Below are 24596 nucleotides of genomic sequence, written 5' to 3' on the forward strand. Positions count from 1 at the left end.
CCTCGTCCAGAGTGGCGCCTAGACTCAAACCAGCCCCCTCGACCGCGCACTCGGGCCAGGCCAGCCACTGGCCCGGCGCTTGCGGCGCCGGGCCTGATTCAAGGTTCGCGCTGAACCTTCTGCCAGGCTTTCCGGTCGATAACTGCAACCTGGCCAGGCTTGCCGGCGCTGCTGCGCCGGACATCGCCCGGGCACCACAGCCGCTGGAGAAACGTCCGTGATATCGACCCTGCAGATCGCCAGAATCAAAGCCTGGGGCGCCCATGGCTTCACCGCCACCGGGGTGGTCAGTGCCTTGCTCGCCACCCTGGCACTGTTCGACAACCAGCCCAAGGCCTGCCTGCTATGGCTGGGGGTGGCGCTGCTGGTGGATGGCGTCGACGGCTCCCTGGCGCGCAAGGTCAAGACCAGCTCGGTGCTGCCCAACATCGACGGCTCGGTGCTGGACCTGGTGATCGACTACCTGACCTATGTGTTCATCCCGGCGCTGTTCATCTACCGCTACATTCCCCTGCCGGAATACAGCGCGCTGCTGGCCACCTCGCTGATCCTGCTGTCGTCGCTGCTGTGTTTCTGCAACGTCAACATGAAGAGCCACGACAACTACTTCCAGGGCTTTCCCGCGGCCTGGAACGTGGTCGCCCTGTGCTTCTATCTGATCGAGCCCGGCCCCTGGCTGAGCCTGCTGAGCATCTTCGCCCTGGCCCTGCTGACCGCCACCCGGGTGCAGTTCCTGCATCCGTTCCGGGTACGCAAGTGGATGGGGCTGAACATCATCGTGACCTTCGTCTGGCTGCTCAGCGGCGCATTGCTGATCCTCAGCCACCCGCTGCACAGCCCGCCGATCATGGGCTTGTGGCTGGCAGCCTCGGCCTACTTTCTCGGCGTGTGCCTGTGGCGTTCGGCCCAGGAATGGTTCAGCAAGGCCAGCTGAACCAGTGCCCCGCGAACCATTGCCGGGGCCCGGCAAGCATGCAAGACTCCTGCGCCCAAGCCTCTGCAGCAGAGGCTTGGCGACTATTTGCCCGCCGCCCGCCGCGGATGAGTACCAGGCCAGCCCCCCATGACCCACCTTCCCTTGATCGACCTCTACCCCATCAGCGACAGCCCTCCGGATGAGCGGGAACGGCTGTATCACGAGGCCGCGCTGAAGAACAACTGGCCAACCCGGCCCTTGCGCGTGCAACAGACCGTGCGTAACGCCAGGGACTTTGTGCTGCACACCCTGGGCCACTACGGCGGTTCGGGCGTGGTCAACGAATTCCGCCGCCAACTCCAAGTGCACCCCCAGCTCAGGCAAGCCAAGGCGGCCATGCCCTACCTCAAGGATTCCGCACCGCTCAAGGAGTATCAAAGAGCATCTGGCAAGTTCACTGCGGACACCTTGAATACCGAGGTCAGGCACTTCGGACGGTTTATCGCCCCCGGCCAGGTGCTGTTCCACGGTGGTTCCTGCCGCCCGAGCGAAGTAGCAACCTTCGTCACCAACAAACCGCTCTCGACCTCTTTGTGCCCTCAAATTGCCGCCTGGCATGCGTACAACGACCTGCTCCCGGCCCCCAACCCAGCCCCGGCGATCTGGATCCTCAGCGCGCCCTACGGCAACCGCAAGGCCGTGGTCTATCGCAAAGGCGGCGCCGGCATGGAACATGAACAGGAAGTACTGATCGAAGCAGGCTCCACCATCAGCCCCACGCGTTGCTTCAACGTGCGCACCGCCAGCGCCAATGTCCTGGTGATCGAAGCCAGCCTGAGTTGAAACGGGTGCCTACGGCACCTCGGGCTGGCCGATCGCCGCGCTCAGGGCCAGGGCCAGTTCCGCCACCGAGTAGGGCTTTTGCAGGAATACGAATTCCCGGGTCTGGCCCTGGGCCAGGGCCGGGCTGTAGCCGCTGGTGAGGATGACCGGCAACCGCGGATAGTCGCAACGGATCCGGCTGGCCAGTTCGATACCGCTCATGCCCGGCATCACCACATCGGAAAACACCGCCTGGAATCGGGTCCGCTCCTCGCCCAGGCGGCGCAGGGCCTCCGCCGCGCTGGTGGCCCATTCGGTCTGGTAGCCCAGCTCGTTCAGGGACTGGGCCAGCAGCACGCCGACTTCGGGATTGTCCTCCACCACCAGCAGGGTCATGCCCTGGCCGTCGATCATGGGCACCACCGCCTGGGTTGGCGTCGGCAAGCCGGCCAGGGCCTCCGCGCGCGGCAGGTACAGGGTAAAGCACGTGCCCTGCCCCGGCTGGCTGTGCACCGCCAGGCCGCCGCCCGATTGCTGGGCGAAACCGAACACCTGGGACAAGCCCAGGCCGGTGCCCTTGCCCACCTCCTTGGTGGTGAAGAAGGGTTCGAAGATCCGTTCGATCTGCTGGGGGTCGATGCCGGCGCCGGTATCAGTCAGGGATACCGCGACAAAGTCCCCGGCCTGGGCACCCTGGCTGGCACTGGGGGGAATCTGCGCCACCCGCTCCACAGCCACCACCAGCAAGCCTTCGCCCTGCATGGCATCCCGGGCATTGACCGCCATATTGATCAGCGCCGTGTCGAACTGGCCGGCATCGGCGTGGATGTAGCAAGGCTGCTGCGGCAACTCGATACGCAGTTCGATGCAGGCGCCGATCAGTGGATTGATCATCTGCGCCAGCAACTGCACGCTGGCGCCGACGTCGAAGGTCTCCGGGCGCAGGTTCTGCTGGCGGGCATACGCCAGGAGCTGGCCGGTGAGCTTGCTGGCGCGGTCGACGGTGTCGGAAATCGCCTTGATGTACAGCTGCCGGCGCTCCTCGCTGAGGTTGCGGCGCAACAGGTCGGTGGAAGAGCGGATCACCGTCAGCAGGTTGTTGAAGTCGTGGGCCACGCCACCGGTCAGTTGCCCCACCGCCTCCATCTTCTGCGCCTGGCGCAGGATGTCCTCGGTCTTGCGCAGCGCCTGGGCGGCCTCGCGCTCGGCCTGCATGTCACGGCCCACGGCGTGAATGTGGTGCGGGTCCGGCACAGCGCTCCAGGCCATCCAGCGATAGGAACCGTCGCGGTGGCGAAAGCGGTTCTCGAAGCGCGAAAAGCTCTCGCCCCGGGACAGATCGGCCGCCGCCCCCGCTGCGGCCAGGCTGTCCTGGGGGTGGATGAAATCGTAGAAACTGCTGCCTTCCAGTTCCTCGCGCTCCCAGCCCAGAAGCTGGGTCCAGGCCGGGTTGACGGCGACGATGCGGCCATTGAAGTCCGCCACCAGCATCAGGTCCGTGGACAGCTGCCAGATCCGGTCGCGCTCCTGGGTACGCTCCTGGACCCGCTGCTCCAGAGACTCATTGAGCCGCCGCAGTTCCTCCTGCGCCTCGCGGGTGGCGCTGATGTCCCGGGAAATGCAGAGGATCTTCTCCGGCTGGCCGGCCGCGTCGAGCATCGGCGTAACCTGCACATCCCACCACTTGGTGCGCCCCTGGAGGGTATCGGCGGCGCCCTGGAACCGCGCCGAGCGACCCTGGCGCGCGGCAGCAATGGCATCCCGGGCCTCCTGGTGGCCCTGGCCCTGCCAGAAGTCCGGCCAGGGACAGCCCCGCACCGCATTGAAATCACTGACCTCCATGACCCGCAGGCCACCTTCGCTCATGAACGACAGCTGGCCATCGAGGTCCAGCACCTTGATGCAGTCGTTGCTGGCGGCCAGCACCCGGGTATTGAGCTCGCGGGTTTCGCGCAGGTGCGCCTCGGTCTGCCGGGCGTGCCGGGCCAGCAGCACGCGATCGGTGGTCTCCACGGTGTGGCACAGCACTCCGAGCACCTGTTCGTCGTCCTCGTCATACACCGGGCTCATGGAGAACGACCACCAGGTCAGCTCTTCGCCAGGGTAGCGCTGCATGTTCACCGGCAGGTCTTCGTGGCGGCAGGAGTAACCGAGAAACGCCTGCTCCACCATCGGCTGGACATCCGGCCAGGCATCGGCCCAGAGGGTCTGGATGGTCTGCCCCAGGGCATTGGCCAGGCGCGGGCCGAGGACCGGGCGGTAGGCATCGTTGAAGAAGAACTGCATCTGCGGCCCCCACAGCAGGTACAGGCTCTCCGGGGACTCGAGCATCTGGCTCAAGGTACTGCGCAGCAGGCCGGGCCAGCCTTCACGAGGGCCCACCGCGGTCTGCGACCAGTCGAAGCGACGGATTGCAGCACCGATCTCGCCGCCGCGGGAGGTCTTGGGCGCTGCACCACGAGGTGGGGAAGTAGTCATGAACACATCACAGAAAAGGAAAAAGGCAACACTGCCATCCAATGGCCAGCGCAGGATAACTGACCCCGTGGATCCGCAGAAGTTGGCAACCGGCAACGCTGATTCGACAACGGCGGCCAAAGTGCCCGGCGAATGCCTTTAAACCCGCGCCGGCCTGGGGCATTCTGCACCGGCATTGCCACCTGCCCGCCGAGAACTGCGCGATGAATACCACCACCTTGCTGCTCTACACCTCCAGCTGTTTTATCGGTGCCCTGATTCCCGGGCCGACCTCACTCCTGGCCATGGCCAACGGCACCTCGCGCAATCGCCAGCTGGTGGCGGTAGGCATGGCCGGTGCGGCGCTTTCGGATGTGCTGATCATCGCTGCCGTGGGCCTCGGGCTGGGGGCCATGCTGATGGCCTCGCAGCAGTTGTTCATGGCCTTGAAATGGCTCGGGGTGTGCTACCTGGCCTGGCTCGGCATCCAGCTCTGGCGCAGTGCGCCCCAGGCCCTCGGAGCCCAGCAGGTGCAGGCCGGGTCACGGCGCGCAGAGGTGTTCCGGCGCAGCTTCTCGGTGGCCATGACCAACCCCAAGGTGCTGCTGTTCTTCACCGCGTTCCTGCCGCAGTTCGTCGACCCCGCCCAGCCGGTCCTCATCCAGTACGCCACTCTAGCGCTGGTCACTGCGGTGGTGGAGGTGCTGGTGATGGGGCTGTACGCCGCGGGTGGCGTGCAGGCGGCGAAGTTCCTGACCGCCAGCGGCATGCGCCGGCTCAATCAATGCTGCGGTGCGGCGATGCTGGCGCTGGCGGGGTTTCTAGCGCTGTATCGGCGCAGCTGAAACGCCGCGCCAGGTTTCAGAAGGCCAGCTTGTAACCGATGGAAAACAGCATGACCGCCAGGCACGGGCGCAGGATCTCGTCGGAAATGCGCCCGGTCATGTGGCTGCCGATCCAGATCCCGGGCAAGGAGCCCATCAGCAGGAAACCCAGCAGGTGCCAGTCCATGTTGCCCATGCTGGCGTGGCCCAGGCCTGCCACCAGGGTCAGGGGCACGGCGTGGGCGATTTCAGTGCCCACCAGGCGCTTGGTGGCCAGGAACGGATAGAGGATGAACAGCGCCACGGTGCCCAGTGCACCGGCGCCGATGGAGGTCAAGGCAACCATGGTGCCCAGGATCACCCCGGTGACCACGGTCAGGCCATTGAGCCCGCCGGGGCTGGGCTGGTAGTCGCTGCCATGGCGCTGGGCGAAGGCCATGAGTTTCTTCTTGAAGACAATGGCCAGGGCCGTGAGCAGCAGGACGAACCCCAGCCCCTGCTTGATCACCGCGTTCAGGGCCTGGGGATCGGTGTCGAGATTCTTCAGGAACCACAGGGTCAGCGCCACCGCCGGCACGCTGCCCAGGGTCAGCCAGCCGGTGATGCGCCAGTCGATGTTGCGGTTCTTCTGGTGCACCAGCACCCCACCGGATTTGGTGATGGCCGCGTACAGCAGGTCGGTGCCCACGGCCGTGGCCGGGTTGATGCCGAACCAGAGCAGGATCGGGGTCATCAGCGAACCGCCCCCCACACCCGTCATGCCTACGATGAAACCCACTACCAGGCCCGCGACTACAAAACCGAAGTTACCCACATCCATCAATAAAGCCCTACAAATCACGCGGCCAGGTCAAAAACTGGCGGCAGCATAGCGGCTAAAGCTTATGTCCATTTATATGAATAAAATCTAACGTTATAACCAGGACCATTTTTTTCATGCACAAGGCGCATGGAAGCCCCTGCGCAATTGCAGCCGCCACATGCCCCGGCACCCCTGGCACGCGGCTAAAAAAAACACTTGCCGAAAGACGCCGAACGCTCTGCGCTGCACATCAGGGCCGCGGCATCCGGTATTCTGCCTGACGCTTGCCGGGGCACCCGGCCTGGCACTCCCCCTGGCTCGTGCCCCACACCCGATTCCAAGGAAGGCCCATGACCTCTGCCGACACCTCGTACCAGATCGAGCACCAACGCATCCGCTTCAGGCGCCAGAGCCTGCAACAGGAAGCCCCCGAAACCGGCGCACCCGGCCGGGGCAACTGGGGGCTGGCACTGTCCGGTGGCGGCATTCGCAGTGCAACCTTCGGCCTTGGGGTGCTGCAGGCCATGGCCCGGGCTCCGGCCCCCGTCGTGGCGCAACCACAGCCTGCGGGCGCGCGCGAACACAGCCTGCTGTCGCGCATCGACTACCTGTCCACGGTCAGCGGCGGTGGCTATATCGGCAGTTTCTTCAGCAGCCTGTTCCTCCCCGGGCGCCTGCAGCCGCAGGCTCCCCAGGACCCGGTGGCCCATGCCGCCCACAGCGCCTACCAGGCCCTGCGCTTCGAGCCGCCGGGGCGCATCAGCACCGGCGTCGACTACGCCACCCGGCCACCGGGCCAGGGCCCCGCGGCCTGGCTGCGGGAAAACGGCCGCTACCTGACCCCCACCGGCTCCGGTGACATGCTCTACGCCCTGGCCATGACCTGGCGCAACTGGCTGTCGCTGCAGGCCATGATCGGCCTGCCCATCGTGCTGCTGCTCAGCCTGCTGAGCCTGTTCCAGGTCCTGAGCCAGGCCAGCCTGCTGCTCTGGCCGCTGATGGCCGGCGTGCTGTTCGCCCTGCCCTGCGCCGTGGCGTACTGGCTGGTCATTCCCCAGGGCGACCTGGACCGGCCGCCGAGCATGGGCAACGCGGCGTACCGGATCATGCTCGGTATAGTCATCGGCCTGTGGCTCAGCGGCGCCTTGGCCTACTGGCTGGCCCAGTGGCAGGCAGTGGGCGCCCTGACCCTGGGCTGTGCCCTGGTGGGCAGCTGCGCCTTGCTGATCACCCGGCAACTGGTGCGGCGCCTGGCCGACAACCGCGACCCGGCCAAGGACAACGCCTGCGCCAACAGCGTGCGCAACTATCGGGTGCAGATCACCCGCGCCCTGGGCCGGGCGATGGCCGCGGTGGCGGTGCTGGGTTTTCTCGCCCTGCTGGTGACTGCGGCCCAGGCGCTGTACAGCTACCTGCACGACCTGAGGGCCCTGGGCAGCCTGCTGTTGCTGGTGGGCCTGGTGTGGCTGGTGCGGCGCCTGGCCCTGCTCAAGGATGAAAAACGCCTGCCGGGCTGGATGCACAAGCTGCCGCTGGACGTGCTCGCGCTGATTGCCGGCGGCCTGCTGCTGAGCCTGCTGTGCCTGTGCTGGGGCTTGCTGGTGCAGTGGATCGCCCACGACGGCGGGGTGGTGTCCGGCGACCACGCGGTGGCCTGGCGGCTGGCGGCGCTGAGCCTGCTGGCGGCCGTGCTGACCCACATCAGCGGGCGCTTCATCGGTTTCCTTAATACCTCATCGCTGCAGGCCTTCTACTCGGCGCGGCTGATCCGCGCCTACCTGGGCGCCTCCAATGGCCGACGCTTCAACGGCCCGGCCGCACAGCGCCGCACCTACATGAGCGTGGCCGAGCCCATGTCCAGCGACGACTTGTCGCTGCAGCAGTACTACGCCAGCCCCAGTGCCGGCCCGGTGCACTTGATCAACGTCACCATGAACCTGACCGTCGACCCGGCCGAACAACTGGTGCAGCGCGACCGCAAGGGCAAGCCGCTGTGCATCGCGCCGAACTGGGCACCCGACAGCCCGGCCCCCAGCGCCGAATGCCCGGCAGAACGCTACATTCTCGATGGCACGGCCTATCGTCGCGACCTCGACCATGGCCCGGCCTCGGAGATCATGAGCCCGCTGACCCTGGGCCAGTGGATCGGCGTCTCCGGCGCCGCCTTCAGCACCGGCCTGGGCCGCGCCACCAGCCTCGGCATGTCGCTGGTGCTGGGGCTGGCCAACGTGCGCCTGGGCATCTGGTGGCCCAGCCACTTCCTCGACCCCGGGCAACAGCACTGGGTGCCCCGGGACCTCAAGCCCTGGACCCGCTACGGCACCCAGGCCTACCTGTTCTATGAACTGACCGCGCGCTTTCACGGCTACCGCCGCGACTACCAGTACCTGTCAGACGGCGGGCACTTCGAAAACACCGGTACCTACGAACTGCTGCGCAAGGAGCGCAAGGTGGAATTGATCGTCACCTGCGACGCCGGCTGCGACCCCGACTACCAGTTCGACGACCTGGCCAACCTGGTGCGCCTGGCGCGCATCGACCAGGCGCTGGAGATCCGCGAAGACCAGGGGGTTCTGAGCCATCCGCAGCTCAAGACGGTGTTTGCCAGCCTTGAGGAATTCCGCCAGCCACCGAGCGCCGAGAACCAGAAATGCGCCCTGCTGCTCAACGTCCATGCCCACTCCCCGGGCAGTGACGATGACCTGTGCCAGACGCCCCACTGCCGGATCCTGGTGCTCAAGCCTCGGCTGATCGCCGGGCTGACGCCGGACGTGCTGAACTACGCCCGGACCAATCCGGGCTTTCCCAACCAGAGCACCGTGGATCAGTTTTTCGACGAGGCGCAGTTCGAGAGTTACCGGCAACTGGGCCTGAGCATTGGCCAGGCAGTCTTCGGCACCCAGTGCCAGCCCAGCGAGATTGCCCAGGCGTTGTGGCGGTATCTGCAATAGCCCCGGCAGCACCGGGGCCTGCCGGTCAAGGGGTCTTGTGCCGCTTCACCGCTTCCAGCCATTGCGCTTCAAGGCGTTCCTGGTGCGGGTCGATGCCATGCTCGGCCAGCAGCGCCAGATGCCGCTCCACCTCACCGTGCATCTGCCCGTGGGCGCTGGAGTTGGCGTCCAGCTGGTGCATCTGGATCAGCCCCAGGTGATAGAAGCGCAGCAGCTTGAGGGCCGCAGGATCACCCGCCGCCACCCCGGCGGTGACCTGGTGCATGACGTTGGTCACCCGCATCAGGCTGCGCTTGAGGCGCCAGCCATAGACCGCCGCCGCCATCCACGGCTTGCTCCAGAACACACTGCGCAACAACGCCGCGCTGATCAGCAGGCCGGTGAATACACCTGCCGCGTTCCACAGCAGGTTGTCCCCGCCGGGCTGGCCGAACAGCGCCACCGCCGCGCTGGAAAACAGCATGGCCAGGGCAATGAACACCAGCACGATGATCAAGGTGCTGCGCCGGGTTTGCCGACGGTAAGTCTCAGGGTCCTGCGGGGTGATGACGAACATGGGCGCGACGGGCTCCAATGGCTGAACGTGAGTGGCTGGCGCGCATTATCACCGCTGGACCGGCCGCCGGTGGGTTAAACGGGAAAAATATCCCATTAGGCTGATCCAGGTCGGTGTATTCCCCTGCCCCCGCGTCAACGCCGCTGCAACGACCGCCCCAGGCGCCGCCAGCCCAGCACGCCCACCGCCAGGCCGAGCACCGCCATCAGGGCGTGGACCCTATTGGGTAGCGCGGCCGGCAGGCCGTTGTGGTAGTCGAGCATCACCTTGCGCGGCCCGGGTCAGCTTGAGGCAGCCGATATACAGCATCACCACCTCGCAAATAAACCACAGGGCCATGAACAAGCAGGCAACGGCGCCCAGCCAGGGTGCCAGAGGCACCGATAACGCTTCATCACGGGCAACTCGCGAAGGCGCGGGGCGCCACCGGGCGCCCCGCTGGCTACCGTCATCCTCGCCCGGTAGCCAGGGCAATGCCCGGGCTGAGGTTGGCCGCTGGTGGGGTCAAAACGAAGACTTCAGTTCTGACTCTGCACCTTCACCGCCAGGATGCTCCCCGGCATCGAGTACAGCGCCCGTTCGGTGGTGCTGCCGATCAAGCGGCCAAAGCCGGTGCGGTGCACCGTGCCCATCACCACCACGTCCACCAGGTATTCGTCGACGAACTGGGCGATGCCCGGCACCGGCGGGCCCATGATGAAGTGGCGGAATTCCTGGGGCACGTTGTGCTCATCCCCCAGGCGTTCGAATTCCTTGTGCAGGGAGTCGCGCAGCTCGTCCAGGCAGTTGACGCTCCAGGCGGTGGACGCCACCGGCGCCACGCCATCGAGCATCGGCATCAGGTCGTAGGCGTACAGCAGGTGCAACTGGGCGTCGCATTGCAGGGCCAGGGCGTGGGCGGTCTGGATGATCTGGGTATTGAGCCCGCGGATCTGGGTGTCGGACTGGGCCGGGTCCACCGCGGCGACAATCCGCCGGGGCAGCTTGTGCGGCGCGTCGTTGACCAGGTGCACCGGCACCGGCGCCTCGCGCAGCAGGTGGCAATCCAGCGGGGTGACGAACACGCGCTTGAGGGCCGACTCCAGGGTCACGTCCTTGATCAGCAGGTCAGGCCGGAACTCGTCGATGTAGGCGAGCATGTCCTTGAGCACTTGGGTGCTCCAGATCACCTGGGTGGTGACCTGCACGCCCTCCTCGGCCATCCACTGCGCTTCCACCTGCAACCAGCGCTCGTGGCGCTGCAGGTAGGCTTCGCGCTCGCTGTCTTCCAGGTGTTCTTCCCACAGGTAGGTGCGCGCCGGCGGTTCGACGAACACCAGGGCGTGCAGCGCCGCGCCGCTGGCCCGGGCCAGGGCAACGGCACGGCGCGCCGCGGGGGATTGGTGCTGCTGTGGATCGGCGATCAGCAACAGACGCTGGTACTGGCTCATGGTGCTCCTCCTTGGGCGATACGTGAGCTTGAGTGTGGAATGCCGTGCTGCCGGGCGCCTTGATCGGTATCAAGGGCGCCCGGTGGCACGGGTCATGGGGTGATGGCGATCTTCATCACGCCGTCGCGCTGGCTGGCGAACAGCTCGTAGGCGGCCTCGATATCGTCGAGCTTGAAGCGGTGGGTCACCAGCGGCTTGAGGTCCACCTGGCCACTGGCGACCACCTCCATCAGCCGGCGCATGCGTTCCTTGCCGCCCGGGCACAGGGTGCTGAGGATGCTCAGGTCGCCCAGGCCGGCGGCATAGGCATCCAGGGGAATGCGCAGGTCGCTGGAATAGACCCCCAGGCTCGACAGCTTGCCCCCCGGGCGCAGCACCCGCAGCGCCGACTCGAAGGTGCCCTGGGTGCCCAGGGCCTCGATCGACACATCGACCCCGCGACCGTCGGTGAGGTCCATGATCTGCTTGACCACGTCGCCCTGCTTGAAGTCCACCACATGGGTCGCCCCCAGCCCGCGCGCCACGCTCATGCGCGCGGCCACGGTGTCGACGCCAATGATGGTGGTGGCACCCTTGAGCCTGGCTCCGGCCACCGCGCACAGGCCGATGGGGCCCAGGGCGAACACCGCCACGCTGTCGCCGATGTTCACCTCGGCACGCTCGGCGCCGGAGAAACCGGTGGACATGATGTCCGGGCACATCAGCACTTCTTCATCGCTCAGGCCGTCGGGGATCGGGCACAGGTTGGCCAGGGCGTCCGGCACACGCACGTATTCGGCCTGGCAGCCATCGATGGTGTTGCCGAACTTCCAGCCGCCCGTGGCGCGGAAGCCGTGGCGGGTGTCCGGGCCGTCCTGGGAGCCGCAGCCGCAGAGGCAGGCGTAGCTCTGGCCGCTGGGGGTGATGGCCCCGGCGATCACTCGCTGGCCCTCGTGGAAGCCGCGCACCTGGGAGCCCAGGCGCTCGATCACCCCCACCGGCTCGTGGCCGATGGTCAGGCCCTTGGCCACCGGGTATTCACCCCGCAGGATGTGCACGTCGGTGCCGCAGATGGTGGTGGTGGTGATCCGCACCAGGGCGTCCAGCGGACCGATTTCGGGGATGTCCTTGTCTTCCAGCACGATGCGGTTCTTCTCCACGAATACCGCTGCTTTCATCTTGGCCATGTTACCGATCTCCATTGCCGGGAAGGGGTCTGCGCGAATCCGCAGGTCTGCTGACAGACTGCGCGGATACCCCGGGGAAGGGCTTGATCATGGTCAAACAATGGCCCCTTGGCGGCCGCTGGGGCGACCGTGTGTCGCAAACTCGCCCTTCAGCCCTGCTGCCGGCGCCGCATCAGGCACAACAACAGCGCCGCAACCCCGCACAGGCCCAGGGTCGGCCCCAGGGCCTGGCCCCAGCCCACCAGCAGCAACCCGGCGCCAATCAGCAGGTAGTAGAACAGGCCGAACCCGGCCCCGGCGCTGCCCAGCCGGTCGCTGTAGGCCGCCAGCGCCGAGCCGAGGATATTGGGGATGGCCAGGCCGAAGCCCAGCACCACGCCGAGCATGGGCAGCAGCAACCACAGGCTGTGCCCAAGCGCTGTCACCCCGAGGCCACCCAGGGTCACCGCCAGGGCCGCCAGCCGCAGCAGGGTGTCACCGGACCAGCCCCGCCCCAGCAGCCGACGATTGAGCCAGGCCCCCAGCCCCGAAGCCAGGGCCAGGCCCGCACCGCTGTAACCAAAGCCCTGCTCGCCCCACCCCAGGTCGCGAAACAGGAACGGCCCGAGGCTGTAGTAGCTGAGCAAGGCCACATTGAACAGCGCCACCAGCAGCGCCGAGCGCCAGATGCCCGGGTCCCTGAGCATGTGCCACAAGGTCCCGGCCAGGGGCGCCAGGTGCGGCGCCGGCGCACGGGTTTCCGGCAAGGCCCGGGCGCACCAGCCGAGCAAGGCCAGGGCCAGCACCAGCAACCCGGCCAGCGCGCCCTGGTAGCCCCAGGCCCGCACCAGCCCGGCGCCACTGAACAGGCCAATGGCCGGGCTGGCCGCCAGGACCATGCCCACCAGGGAAAACACCCGCACCAGTTCACTGCCGCGAAACAGGTCGCGCAGCAGGGTCTGGGTCACCACCGAGCCCGCCGCCACGCCCAGGGCGGCGAGGGCCTGGCACAGCAACAACGCGGTAAAACTCTGCACCTGCAATTGCAGCCCGATGGCCAGGACGTACAGCGTCAGGCCACCCAGCAAGGCCGGGCGCCGGCCCCAAAGATCGCTCAAGCGCCCCCACAGCAGCACCCCCGGGGCAAACCCCAGGACAAACACCGAAAGACTCTGGGCCGCTTGCGCGGGGGCCACGCCAAAGGCCCGGCCAAGATCGGCCAGGGCCGGGCTGTAGAGGGTCTGGGCGAGCTGCGGGAACATCAGCAGGGCCAGGGCCAGGGGCAACAGGGAACGGGGATTCATCAGGCAGTGCTCGGCAAAAAAAACATGCCGGCGATTCTAGGCAGCGGCGCCTGGCGTATTATCGCAACCCTGCCAACAAACATTGGAAGTACGCCAATCATGGCCTGGCTCGAACCACAGGCACTCTTCGACCCCGACCGCTTCGACGCCCCCCTGCTGGGCATCGCCGCGACCCTCGGCGACCACGACTCCGGCCTGCACCGCCACCGCCGCGGGCAATTGCTGTACACCCGCCAGGGCTGCACGCGGATCACCCTGGACCATCGCCTGTGCCTGCTGCCGCCCTCGCGGGCGGCGTGGATTCCGCCGGGGGTCACGCACCGCGCGCAAATGCAGCAGAGCGTGGACTACCGTTCGCTGTACTTCAGCGCCGAACTGAGCCGGCGCCTGCCGGCCGAAGTGGCGGTGATCGAAGTCAGCCCGTTGCTCCAGACCGTGCTGGAACCCATGGCCCAGGCCGCCTTCGACTGCGACTGGAGCCAGGGCCGCTACCCGCACCTGCTGGGCCTGTGCATCGAGGAAATCCGCCAGGCCCTGCACCAGCCCCTGTCGCTGCCCCTGCCCCGGGACAAACGCCTGCAACCGCTGCTGGCGAACCTGGAGCAACTGCCGCCGCAATTGCAGGTACTGGCCACCCGGGTCGGCGCCAGCAGCCGCACCATCGGCCGGATCTTCCAGCGTGAAACCGGCCTGAGCTACCAGCAATGGCGCCAGCAGTGGCGGCTGATGCGCGCCATCGAACTGCTCGCCACAGGCCGCAGCATCGGCTACAGCGCCTGCGCACTGGGCTTTGCCAGCGACAGCATCTTCATCGCCTTCTTCAAGGCCATGACCGGCACCACGCCGCGGGCGTATTTCAAGTAAGGCCGCACGTTTCATTCCTGGGGGATGTGGCGAAAGCCCACCGCTACAGCACGGGTCGAGGTGGGGCTACGTTACGTGCCGCACGCACCCAGGCCCATGACCGCTATCGGGGAGCTTGAGGAGACCAATGCCGTCGCGGCCCAGCGCCTTGGCGAGGCAGGGCGGGAGATCGCCAGGCAAGGCCCTCCGGGCCTTTGCGCAGCTTCGCAAGCTCAGCAGCGGCTACAGGGCCAGTGCTGATCGGCGATTTTTGTAGCCACTGTTGCAGGCGGCGAACGGCTACGCGCAGACGCGGCGATGCCAGGGGTATTGTCAGGCCAGGGCCGGGCCGGGGCTTGGGGTGGCCGGCGCCTCAGGTGCGGCTGCGCAGCCATTGCAGGAAACCCTTCCTGGGCACTGGCTTGGGCGCAGCCTGGGACAGGGTCTGGGCCATGTGCCGGCGAAAATCCAGGAGGTTCTTCATGGCCTCGTTGATGTCGTGGCGCGCATCCAGGCAGGGCTTGAGGAACTCGTTGTCGATGCGGTAGAGGCTGCAGAAGGTCTTGGCCGCAAACTGCGCCACTGTGGCTTGATCGGCCACCACGCCGGCTTCGCCGATGACCTCCCCCGGCCCCATGCGCCCAGCCTCGAAGGGCTTGCCGTCGCGTTGCATGGTCACCGAAACCACCCCGGATTCGATGATGAACAGGTGATCGCTGACCTCGCCCTGGGCCAGGATGGTCTCGCCGGCACGGTAGGTCTGCAGGTGCATGTTCTGGCTGAAGGTGTCCTTCTCATCCTGGCGCAGGGTGGAAAAGATGCTCGATGCGTCCAGCAGTGCCCGGGGCCGCGACAGGGTCGCCGCCTGGGCCGGCTCGGCGGCGGACAGCAGGCCGATGCCGCTGGCCTGCAAATGGCGGAAGGCCAGGTCGAACAGCTGGTTGCGCACCTCGCGCTTGTGCCCCATGTCGGCGACAAAACCGCTGATCTCGTATTCCGCGCCACTGCTGCTGGTGCTCTTCATCGCCACGCTGGCCGCCGGGGTACTCAACAGCAGGCGGCAGCCCAGGGTGGCCCGTTCCAGGGCCTCGATGACTTTCTGCGGGCGCGCGTGGGGGCTGACCTGCACGCTCACCGACAGGCCATGAACATCCACCGGCCGGCTGAAATTGGTGATCTTGGCCTTGGACGCCAGGGAGTTGGGGATCACCACCATGCTGCCCTGAGAGGTCTGCAGCCGGGTGGCGCGCCAGTCGATGTCCAGCACCCGCCCCTCGGTGCCGTCGATGGCGATCCAGTCATCGATCTGGTAGGGCTTGGTGGTGTTGAGGACGATCCCGGAAAACAGGTCGCTGAGTGTGCTTTGCAGCGCCAGGCCGACGATGATCGCCAAGGCCCCGGAGGTGGCCAGCACGCCCTTGACCGGCAGTTCCAGCACATAGGCCAGGGCGGCGATGATGGCGATGAGGAAGATCACCGCGCCCATCAGGTCCTGCAGCAGGCGCCCGGTATGCCCCACCCGCTGCATCATCAGGGTGCCCAGCAACACCGTCAGGGTCCGCGCGCCAAACAGCCACCAGCCAATTTCCAGGCCGGTGGCGGCCAGGTGCAGGGGCACGTCGTCGGGCCAGGGCGCGGCCTGCATCGGGTTCATGCCCTGGTTGAACAGCATCAGGCTGTAGAGGGAAAAGATCAGCACCCGTACCGCCAGCTTCCAGTAGTCGCCACGGCTGCCGATCAGGCGCCAGAGCAGCATATCCAGGAACAGCAGGAACAGCGCGGCCAACAACGGATGATCGCTGAACAGGGAAGACATCGAGGCACTCCGGCATGACGAAGACGGCACGATCGCACGAAAGACGCAGGAGCAGGTATAGCTGGAAAAGCCCGGGGCGTGCGCCCCGGGCCGGGATCGGGCGACGGGCGCAGGGCCCGCCGCGACTCAGGGATTACTGGCCCTGGGTCAGGGTGTTGTAGCTGGTCATCAGGTTGCGGTAGTCGGGGATGTGGTTGGAGAACAGGGTGCCCAGGCCCTCGATGTCGTTGCGCCAGTCGCGGTGCAGCTCGCAGGCCAGGCCGAACCAGGTCATCAACTGGGCGCCGGCATTGGACATGCGGTTCCAGGCCGAATCGCGAGTCAGGGCATTGAAGGTGCCGGAAGCGTCGGTAACCACGAAGACTTCAAAGCCTTCTTCCAGGGCCGAGAGCGCCGGGAACGCCACGCACACTTCGGTAACCACGCCGGCGATGATCAGTTGCTTCTTGCCGGTGGCCTTGATCGCCTTGACGAAGTCCTCGTTGTCCCAGGCATTGATCTGGCCCGGGCGGGCGATGTACGGCGCATCGGGGAACAGCGCCTTGAGCTCCGGCACCAGGGGGCCGTTGGGGCCGGTTTCGAAACTGGTGGTGAGGATGGTCGGCAACTTGAAGTACTTGGCCAGGTCGGCCAGGGCCAGCACATTGTTCTTGAAACGATCGGGCTCGATATCGCGGACCAGCGACAGCAGGCCGGCCTGGTGGTCTACCAGCAGAACGGCGGCGTTATCCTTGTCCAGACGCTTGTATGCAGTGGTCATGTGAAGTCCTCGCTAATGATCGATGCCGGAAGACCCGGCTTGGATGAAACCCGTGGCACGCTCCGCCGGGGTAACGGCGGGCGTCGGGGAGTAGCACGCGACTGGCAAAGCCTAGTGGCCAATGCCCGCCGCGCCAGTGCAACCGGTCAGTGACCGGTTGCGTCCATCTGGCCGAAGCGTCCCGATTGGAAATCGACGAAGGCCTGATGAATCTCTTCTTCGCTGTTCATCACGAACGGGCCGTGGCCGACGATGGGTTCGTCGATGGGCTCGCCGCTGAGCAACAGCACGATCGCGTCGTTGTTGGCCTCCAGGCTGATGTCCTGGCCGTCACGCTCCAGCAGCGCCAGCTGACCTTCGCGCACCAGCTCCTGGCCATTGACCTGCACCGTGCCGCGCAATACCACCAGGGCGCTGTTACGCCCCGAATGCAGGGGCAGGTCCAGGTGCTTGCCGGCTTGCAGGCGGATGTCCCAGACGTCGATCGGGGTGAAGGTCCGTGCGGGGCCCCGGTGGCCATCGAACTCGCCGGCGATCAGGCGCAGGCTGCCGGCATTGCCCGGCAGCGGGACCTGCGGGATGTCCGCCGCAACGATGGTCTGGTAACCGGGCGCCGCGAGCTTGTCCTTCGCCGGCAGGTTGACCCACAACTGGACCATTTCCAGGTTGCCGCCACGCCGGGCGAAGTCCGTGGAATGGAACTCCTCATGGAGGATCCCCGAGGCCGCGGTCATCCACTGCACATCGCCAGGGCCGATCTTGCCGCCGCTGCCGGTGGAATCCCGGTGCTCCACCTCGCCGTCATAGACGATGGTTACGGTTTCGAAACCGCGATGGGGGTGCTGGCCGACGCCGCGCCGGGCGCTGGTGGGGCTGAACTGCGCGGGGCCGGCGTGATCCAGCAGCAGGAACGGGCTGATGTGCTGGCCCAGGTTGTCGTAGGAAAACAGGGTACGGACCGGGAAGCCGTCACCGACCCAATGGGGCCGTGGACTGGTGTAGATGCCGATGATGTTTTTCATGTCGTCCTCCAGAACTATCTGATGGACACACCTTAAAACTCAGACCATTGCCGCGCTAGACTGCAAAAATCACCCTTAGCGTTCTATCTGGAGAACGATCTTGGAAGATCTGAACACCCTCTACTACTTCACCCAGGTGGTGGAGCACCGTGGCTTTGCCGCCGCGGGACGGGCCCTGGACATGCCCAAGTCCAAGCTCAGCCGACGGATTTCCCAGTTGGAGGAACGCCTTGGAGTGCGCCTGATCCATCGCACCAGCCGCCACTGTTCGCTGACCGAGATCGGCCAGGAGTACTACCAGCGCTGCCTGGCCATGCGGGTGGAAGCCGAGGGCGCGGCGGAAGTCATAGAACGCAACCGCTCCGAACCCCAGGGTCTGGTACGCGTGGCTTGCCCCACGGCCCTGCTCAATTCCTGGGTGGGGCCGATGCTTACCCGCTTCATGCTCAAGTACCCCCTGGTGGAACTGTTCATCGAGAGCACCAACCGCCGGGTCGACCTGATCCACGAGGGCTTCGACATCGCCCTGCGGGTGCGCTTCCCGCCCCTGGAAAACACCGACCTGGTGATGAAGGTGCTGGGCAACAGCACCCAGTGCCTGGTGGGCCACCCGGATTTTCTCCAGCGCCTGTCGGGCCCGGCAACACCGGCCGACCTCAGCGGTTTGCCGAGCGTGCACTGGGGTGCGGCGCAACGTGAATATCAATGGCAATTGCTGGGCCCGGACGGCGCCGAGGCACTGATCCGCCACCGACCGCGGATGGTCACCGACGACCTGCTGGCGCTGCGCCATGCAGTGCTGGCGGGCATCGGCATCGCCCACCTGCCCAAGGTGGTGGTGCGTGAAGACCTGGAAGCCGGGCGACTGCTGGAACTGGTGCCCGACTGGGCGCCAAGGTGCGGCATCGTGCATGCGATCTTCCCCTCGCGCCGAGGGCTGCTGCCTTCGGTACGCAGCCTGATCGACTTTCTCGGGGAGGAATTCAGCCACAGCGACATGGCCTGAGGCTCAGAAGCAAGCGCCTGGAGCGGCCAGGCGGTGGCGGTTGGGCAGCCTCCCTGTGGGGTTCGTGCCTGGGTTGCGCGATTCGCCGGCAAGCGGGTTCCTACAGGGGCAGGTGGATTCGTGAACGCGGGGCAATATTCCTTTGTGCCGGCGGCGGTTTTTCTCAGCAACGCAGGTACGGATACTGCCGGCCAATCCCACTGCAATGCCCGGAGTGACCCATGTCTGTACCCGCCTTTGGCCTCGGCACCTTCCGCCTTCAGGGCCAGGTGCTCATCGATTCCCTGAGCAGCGCCCTGGAACTGGGCTATCGCGCCATCGATACCGCGCAGATCTACGACAACGAAGCCGATGTCGGCGCCGCGGTGGCCGCCAGCGGCATTCCCCGCGACCAGCTGTTCATCACCAGCAAGATCTGGATCGCCAACCTGTCCCGGGAGCGCCTGATCCCCAGCCTCAAGGAAAGCCTGCACAAGCTGCGCACCGATTACCTGGACCTGACCCTGATCCACTGGCCCTCGCCAGACAACCAGGTGCCGGTGGCGGAGTTCATGCAGGCCCTGCTGGAAGCCAAGACCCAGGGCCTGACCCGGCAGATCGGCGTGTCCAACTTCAGCAATGCCTTGCTGCAGCAAGCCATTGATGCCGTCGGGGCCGAGCAGATCGCCAGCCACCAGGTGGAATTGCACCCCTACCTGCAGAACCGCAAGGTGGTGGAATTCGCCCGCAGCCAGGGCATTCACATCACCTCCTACATGACCCTGGCCTATGGCGAAGTGCTCAAGGACCCACTGATCCTGCAGATCGCCCAGGCACGCCAGGCCACCCCGGCCCAGGTGGTGCTGGCCTGGGCCATGCAGTCGGACTATGCGGTGATCCCCTCCTCCACCCGCCGGGCCAACCTGCAAGGCAACCTCGCAGCCTGCGCCTTGACCCTGAGCAGCGCGGAGCTTGAGAGCATCGCCGGCCTGGAGCGCGGCCAACGCCTGACCAGCCCGGCAGGCATCGCCCCGCAGTGGGACTGAAGCGCGAACGGCGCTGACAATAACGCCAAACGGCATCCCTCGGGATGCCGTTTGGCGTGGGGTGCGCAAACCTCGGTCAGTTCGGGCTGCCCCAATGGCCATGCAATTGCGCCAGCCGCTGCCGGGAAGGCCCGGCGGCCTCGGGCAATGGCGGGTCCACCCATAGCATCAGGCGCTTGATCGCCGCGCTGTCCGGCCATTCGGCCGGGCTGACATGCACCTTGCACCATCGGCTGCCGGAAGTGGCGGCAAGATGCTGGGTGCCGTAGATCAGGGCTTGCTCGATATGCGGGTGGTCCAGGCAGAAAGCCAGCAGGTCGAAATCGCTGCGGACAGCCAGGTTGGCGTTGATGATCAGCAGGTCGAACGACTCGCAGGAATACTCCACCAGCGTCAGCAGTTCCTCCAGCCTGTGCACAGGGGCCACTCGGTAATAATTCAGTTGATTCAGGGCTCTTTCGATCTGCATGCGACGAAAGTGCTGATCATCGGCAATCAATATGCGCAATGCTCTGTTGGACATTTTTCTGATCCTGCTGACAAGACTTCGGCACTGCGAATACCGGCCCTACTCCCGGGCCGCTGGAAGGCTAAGCCAGTGCGTGGAGGTTGGCTCTAGGAACAACCTGAAAGTCGCTGCCAAGGGCGCCCCGGCGGACGGCGCTCTACCCCGGCCGCCTGGCGCTCGCGGCTCGTCCTCCAGCCCCGCTGTGCAACCGCGCCCTACCATAACCACCGGCCACGGTTTTTAGCAGGGGCCAGCCCGCGGAAAAGTCTTGTTGTCCGGTAAGCCCCTTCCGAGAGAAACCGAGCCGTATCTCATGCCTCCCCTGGGCGGAGGCGAAAAATGCTCATTCGGTGGTGCTCGGGCTCCAGAACGCCTGCTGCACCCAGGGCGATGTGGACAGCCGGGCCACCAGCGCATCCAGTTCGTCACCGTCCACCGAGGTGGTCGCCAGGGTCGCCTCGATCTCCACATCCTCCGTACCGAAGGCGTGCACATCAACGTCGCTGGCGGGGTAGTTGCAGCGCGCCAGCTCCGCTTCCAGCAGGGCGAACACTGCCTTCTGCTTCGAGCGGTGGGCGATCACGTAGACGATATTGGTGACCTCGGCGGACACCACGTCCAGGGGCTGGCGGTTGATGTTGTTGACGATGGGCCGCAGCAGGGTATTGGCGGCCAGCACGAACAGGGTGCCCAGCAGTGCCTCGAGGATCAGGTCGGCACCGGCGCAGGCCCCCACCGCCGCCGAGGCCCAGAGGGTGGCGGCGGTATTCAGCCCACGGACATTACCCTCCTCGCGCATGATCACCCCGGCGCCGAGAAAGCCGATGCCGGAGACCACGTAGGCCACCACCCGCACCGCCCCTTCGGCGCCCCCCAGGCGGTTGGCCATGTCGACGAAGATCGCGGCCCCCACCGCCACCAGCACATTGGTGCGCAAACCCGCGGTGCGCTGGCGGTACTGGCGTTCGAAGCCGATCAGGCCACCGAGGATAAAGGCGGCGCTGAGGCTGACCAGGGTATCGATCAGCGAGTCCAGGTTGATGTTGTGCAGGGCTTGCATGGCGACTGTCCTTGAGCGAAGGGCATGAATGGCACCAGAGGACTCTAGCAGCGGTCCATGAACGTCTCATGGCCTGCAGTGATGCAAGGCTGACCGTAGGAGCTGGCTTGCCAGCGAAGAGGCCCGTGAGGACGCCTTCGCCCGCGGGGTAACTCTCGCTGGCAAGAAAGCCTTCGCCAGCAAGCTGGCTCCTACAGGGCAGCATTACTGCCAGCCGAAGCGCCGCACGTAGAAGCCCTTCACCGCCTGGGTCAGGGCCATGTAGGCCAGCAGGATCAGCGGCAGGAACACGAAGTACAGCGACGGCAGCGCCTGCAGCTTGAAGTAGTGCGCCAGCGGGCCCATCGGCAGGAAGATCCCCACCGCCATGATGACGCCAGTCATCACCATCAACGGCATGGCCGCGCGGCTCTGCAAAAACGGAATCTTCGGCGTGCGGATCATGTGCACGATCAGGGTCTGGGTCAGCAGCCCCACCACGAACCAGCCGGACTGGAACAGCGTCTGGTGGTCCGGGGTATTGGCGTCGAACACGTACCACATCAGGGCAAAGGTGGTGATGTCGAAGATCGAGCTGATAGGCCCGAAGAACAGCATGAACCGCCCCACATCCGCCGGCTGCCAGCGCTGGGGTTTTTTCAGCATTTCCTCATCGACGTTATCGAAGGGAATGGCGATCTGGGAAATGTCGTACAGCAGGTTCTGCACCAGCAGGTGCATCGGCAGCATCGGCAGGAACGGAATGAAGGCACTGGCCACCAGCACCGAGAACACGTTGCCGAAGTTCGAGCTGGCGGTCATCTTGATGTACTTGAGCATGTTGGCGAACGTCCGGCGCCCTTCCAGCACGCCCTCCTCCAGCACCATCAGGCTCTTTTCCAGGAGGATGATGTCCGCCGCTTCCTTGGCGATGTCCACCGCGCTGTCCACGGAAATGCCGATGTCGGCGGTGCGCAACGCCGGGGCGTCGTTGATGCCGTCGCCCATGAAGCCCACCACGTGGCCGTTGGCCTTGAGCAGGCGGACAATGCGCTCCTTGTGGGTCGGGGTCAGCTTGGCGAACACGTTGGTGGTTTCCACCGCCTGGGCCAGTTGCTCGTCGCTCATGCGCTCGATGTCGTTGCCCATCAGCAGGCCCTGCTGCTCCAGGCCCACTTCGCGGCAGATCTTCGCCGTCACCAGTTCGTTGTCACCGGTCAGCACTTTCACCGCAACGCCATGTTCGGCCAGGGCCTTGAGGGCCGGCGCAGTGCTTTCCTTGGGCGGGTCGAGGAATGCCACGTAGCCGATCAGGGTCAGCTCGCACTCGTCCGCCAGGCTGTAGGTATCGCGCCCGTCGATCATCGGCCGTGCGGCCACCGCCACCACCCGCAGCCCCTCTTCGTTGAGGTCGGCGGTCACCTGGCGGATCCGCGCCAGCAGGCTCTCGGTCAGGGCTTCCTCGGCTTCGCCATGGCGTACGTTGCGGCACACCGCCAGCACTTCCTCCACCGCCCCCTTGCAGATCAGCAGGTGCGGCCGGTCCTGTTCCGCCACCACTACCGACATGCGCCGACGGGTGAAATCGAAGGGGATTTCATCGACCTTCTGGAATGCCGTGCCGACCTTGAGCTCGCGGTGCACTTCGACGTGCTCCAGTACCGCCACGTCCAGCAGGTTCTTCAGCCCGGTCTGGTAGTAGCTGTTGAGGTAGGCCATTTCCAGCACGTCGTCGGAATCCTCGCCCCAGACGTCCACGTGCCGCGCCAGGAAGATCTTGTCCTGGGTCAGGGTGCCGGTCTTGTCGGTGCACAGCACGTCCATGGCGCCGAAGTTCTGGATCGCGTCCAGGCGCTTGACGATGACCTTCTTGCGCGACAGGAACACCGCGCCCTTGGCCAGGGTCGAGGTGACGATCATCGGCAGCATTTCCGGGGTCAGGCCGACGGCGATCGACAGCGCGAACAGCAGCGCCTCCATCCAGTCGCCCTTGGTGAAGCCGTTGATGAACAGCACCAGGGGCGCCATGACGAACATGAAGCGGATCAGCAGCCAGCTGACCTTGTTGACCCCGCTCTGGAACGAGGTGGGCGCGCGGTCGGTGGCGCTGACACGCTGGGCCAGGGCGCCGAAATAGGTGCTGTTGCCGGTGGTCAGGATCACTGCCGTGGCGGAACCGGAGACCACGTTGGTGCCCATGAACAGGATGTTGTCCAGGTCCAGGGGGTTGCTGGTGTCGGCGTCCTGCTGGCGGGGGAATTTCTCCACCGGCATGGATTCGCCGGTCATGGCCGCCTGGCTGACGAACAAGTCCTTGGCGCTGAGCACCCGGCAGTCGGCGGGAATCATGTCGCCGGCCGAGAGCACGATCAGGTCGCCGGGCACCAGTTGCTTGATCGGCAACTCGATGCGCTGAGCGCCCTTGACCTCGGCGGCGGCCCCCAGCAGGCGGCCGAGCATCGGCGCGGCCTGGGGCGCCGACCCTGGGCGCATGACCGTGGCGGTGTTGCTGACCATGGCCTTGAGGGCATCGGCGGCCTTGTTCGACTTGGCCTCCTGCCAGAAGCGCAGCAGGGTCGAAAGCACCACCATGGAGAAGATCACCGTGGCCGCCTTCATGTCTTCGGTCAGCCAGGAAATCACCGCCAGCAGGGTCAGCAGCAGGTTGAAGGGGTTCTTGTAGCAGTGCCACAGGTGGGTCCACCAGGGCAGCGCCTGCTCGTGCTCGACCTCGTTGAGGCCGTGACGCTCACGCAGGGCATCGGCCTCCTCGGTGCTCAGGCCGTCGGTGTGGCTGCCGAGCCGGTCGAGCAGTTGCGCGGCATCGCTGTTGGCCGCCGCCACCAGGGTTTGCGCCAGGGTCGGCGGCACGTCGCGACTGACGCTGGCATCGCTGAAACTTTCCAGCAGTGCCAGGCGGCGGAAGTGCCGGGCGAAATGCCGGGTCCGCAGGAAGCCGGCAAAGAACTCTTTCAACAGGGTGAGCTTCATGGTGATGACTCCTGCAGCAACGGCGTAGGGAAAACCGCAGGCAGGTACGATCGGGCGTTGCCGGAGGGTAATCCTCCATGCATGCCTGATCCGCAGGTCCTGGACCTGCGCGTCGATGCCACCACAACACGGCAGCCGGCCGGGTCGAAGGGGAAATAGAAGTCGCCAGGAAGTGGCGTCGGGAAGCGAACCATAGAAGTTCGCGATCGGGATGCCGCATCTCGCTGGACGGCGAGACAGCGGCAGGAAAAAGGCTGCGCGCTATCTTGCCGGGACTGCGCCGGTTACTGAAACCGGCCGACTCCTGTCACTCGAACAAGTACCCACACTGGGCCTCCACTGATTGAAAACGCGCGCAGCTTACGCCGCACTATTTGCA

The 24596-nt window shown here is 65.9% G+C and carries 20 protein-coding genes; 7 read left to right on the forward strand and 13 right to left on the reverse strand.

Translation table 11 applies throughout. The annotated features are described in order from the left end of the window. Window positions 1-217 precede the first annotated feature (217 nt). Window positions 218-934, forward strand: coding sequence for a phosphatidylcholine synthase (gene pcsA / locus AC1RGE_RS10520; protein ID WP_011062338.1), 717 nt, complete (start codon window positions 218-220; stop codon window positions 932-934). Window positions 935-1063: 129 nt separating this feature from the next. Continuing rightward, window positions 1064-1759, forward strand: coding sequence for a hypothetical protein (locus AC1RGE_RS10525; RefSeq protein WP_401261914.1), 696 nt, complete (start codon window positions 1064-1066; stop codon window positions 1757-1759). A 9-nt stretch (window positions 1760-1768) separates the two neighbouring features. Here the strand turns inward: AC1RGE_RS10525 and AC1RGE_RS10530 are convergent, their stop codons facing one another. Then, window positions 1769-4216 carry a PAS domain-containing protein gene (locus tag AC1RGE_RS10530; protein ID WP_011062340.1) on the reverse strand — a complete coding sequence of 816 codons (2448 nt, stop codon included), beginning with the start codon at window positions 4214-4216 and terminating at the stop codon, window positions 1769-1771. 203 nt (window positions 4217-4419) lie between these two features. Between AC1RGE_RS10530 and AC1RGE_RS10535 the strand changes: the two genes are divergently transcribed. Then, a complete protein-coding gene (locus AC1RGE_RS10535; protein WP_103290761.1) occupies window positions 4420-5040 on the forward strand; it encodes a LysE family translocator in 621 nt (206 codons plus the stop codon). Window positions 5041-5056: 16 nt separating this feature from the next. Here the strand turns inward: AC1RGE_RS10535 and AC1RGE_RS10540 are convergent, their stop codons facing one another. Continuing rightward, a complete protein-coding gene (locus AC1RGE_RS10540; RefSeq protein ID WP_011062341.1) occupies window positions 5057-5839 on the reverse strand; it encodes a sulfite exporter TauE/SafE family protein in 783 nt (260 codons plus the stop codon). Between the two features lie 332 nt (window positions 5840-6171). Between AC1RGE_RS10540 and AC1RGE_RS10545 the strand changes: the two genes are divergently transcribed. Beyond that, complete coding sequence (locus AC1RGE_RS10545) at window positions 6172-8772, forward strand: hypothetical protein (protein WP_492584171.1); 2601 nt, start codon at window positions 6172-6174, stop codon at window positions 8770-8772. A 25-nt stretch (window positions 8773-8797) separates the two neighbouring features. On the opposite strand, the gene AC1RGE_RS10550 is transcribed toward AC1RGE_RS10545, so the two are convergent. From AC1RGE_RS10550 to AC1RGE_RS10570, 5 genes are all read right to left on the reverse strand, one after another. Next, entirely contained in the window at window positions 8798-9328 is a 531-nt protein-coding gene (locus AC1RGE_RS10550; protein WP_492584173.1) for a DUF3087 domain-containing protein, read from the reverse strand. Between the two features lie 134 nt (window positions 9329-9462). Continuing rightward, the gene (locus tag AC1RGE_RS10555) at window positions 9463-9591 is read right to left on the reverse strand and encodes a hypothetical protein (protein WP_492584175.1); all 129 of its coding nucleotides are present in this window, start codon (window positions 9589-9591) and stop codon (window positions 9463-9465) included. A gap of 255 nt (window positions 9592-9846) precedes the next feature. Next, window positions 9847-10758: a universal stress protein gene (locus AC1RGE_RS10560; protein WP_492584176.1), complete on the reverse strand. Its 912-nt coding sequence runs from the start codon at window positions 10756-10758 to the stop codon at window positions 9847-9849. A gap of 92 nt (window positions 10759-10850) precedes the next feature. Then, window positions 10851-11924 (reverse strand): NAD(P)-dependent alcohol dehydrogenase, encoded by a 1074-nt coding sequence (locus tag AC1RGE_RS10565; RefSeq protein WP_053152835.1) that lies wholly within the window; start codon window positions 11922-11924, stop codon window positions 10851-10853. Window positions 11925-12073: 149 nt separating this feature from the next. Beyond that, complete coding sequence (locus AC1RGE_RS10570; protein WP_053159565.1) at window positions 12074-13207, reverse strand: MFS transporter; 1134 nt, start codon at window positions 13205-13207, stop codon at window positions 12074-12076. A gap of 99 nt (window positions 13208-13306) precedes the next feature. On the opposite strand from AC1RGE_RS10570, the gene AC1RGE_RS10575 reads away from it, so the two are divergent. Beyond that, window positions 13307-14071 carry an AraC family transcriptional regulator gene (locus tag AC1RGE_RS10575; RefSeq protein ID WP_492584178.1) on the forward strand — a complete coding sequence of 255 codons (765 nt, stop codon included), beginning with the start codon at window positions 13307-13309 and terminating at the stop codon, window positions 14069-14071. A gap of 352 nt (window positions 14072-14423) precedes the next feature. Here the strand turns inward: AC1RGE_RS10575 and AC1RGE_RS10580 are convergent, their stop codons facing one another. The 3 genes from AC1RGE_RS10580 to AC1RGE_RS10590 form a co-directional block, all read right to left on the reverse strand. Continuing rightward, window positions 14424-15866 carry a mechanosensitive ion channel family protein gene (locus AC1RGE_RS10580; RefSeq protein ID WP_019094668.1) on the reverse strand — a complete coding sequence of 481 codons (1443 nt, stop codon included), beginning with the start codon at window positions 15864-15866 and terminating at the stop codon, window positions 14424-14426. A gap of 133 nt (window positions 15867-15999) precedes the next feature. Further along, entirely contained in the window at window positions 16000-16626 is a 627-nt protein-coding gene (gene ycaC / locus AC1RGE_RS10585) for an isochorismate family cysteine hydrolase YcaC (RefSeq protein WP_011062354.1), read from the reverse strand. A 146-nt stretch (window positions 16627-16772) separates the two neighbouring features. Then, on the reverse strand, window positions 16773-17648 hold the full coding sequence (locus AC1RGE_RS10590; protein WP_011062355.1) for a pirin family protein: 876 nt from the start codon (window positions 17646-17648) through the stop codon (window positions 16773-16775). Between the two features lie 97 nt (window positions 17649-17745). On the opposite strand from AC1RGE_RS10590, the gene AC1RGE_RS10595 reads away from it, so the two are divergent. Continuing rightward, the gene (locus tag AC1RGE_RS10595) at window positions 17746-18654 is read left to right on the forward strand and encodes a LysR substrate-binding domain-containing protein (RefSeq protein WP_026020155.1); all 909 of its coding nucleotides are present in this window, start codon (window positions 17746-17748) and stop codon (window positions 18652-18654) included. 221 nt (window positions 18655-18875) lie between these two features. After that, window positions 18876-19679 carry a 2,5-didehydrogluconate reductase DkgB gene (dkgB, locus tag AC1RGE_RS10600; RefSeq protein WP_492584180.1) on the forward strand — a complete coding sequence of 268 codons (804 nt, stop codon included), beginning with the start codon at window positions 18876-18878 and terminating at the stop codon, window positions 19677-19679. 76 nt (window positions 19680-19755) lie between these two features. Here the strand turns inward: dkgB and AC1RGE_RS10605 are convergent, their stop codons facing one another. From AC1RGE_RS10605 to mgtA, 3 genes are all read right to left on the reverse strand, one after another. Continuing rightward, complete coding sequence (locus AC1RGE_RS10605) at window positions 19756-20202, reverse strand: ANTAR domain-containing protein (RefSeq protein ID WP_123472799.1); 447 nt, start codon at window positions 20200-20202, stop codon at window positions 19756-19758. A 328-nt stretch (window positions 20203-20530) separates the two neighbouring features. Next, window positions 20531-21247 carry an MgtC/SapB family protein gene (locus AC1RGE_RS10610; protein WP_015636409.1) on the reverse strand — a complete coding sequence of 239 codons (717 nt, stop codon included), beginning with the start codon at window positions 21245-21247 and terminating at the stop codon, window positions 20531-20533. A 204-nt stretch (window positions 21248-21451) separates the two neighbouring features. After that, entirely contained in the window at window positions 21452-24217 is a 2766-nt protein-coding gene (gene mgtA, locus AC1RGE_RS10615) for a magnesium-translocating P-type ATPase (RefSeq protein ID WP_019094664.1), read from the reverse strand. Window positions 24218-24596: the final 379 nt, after the last annotated feature.

This window comes from Pseudomonas sp. GW823-FHT02C05, from assembly GCF_058797595.1.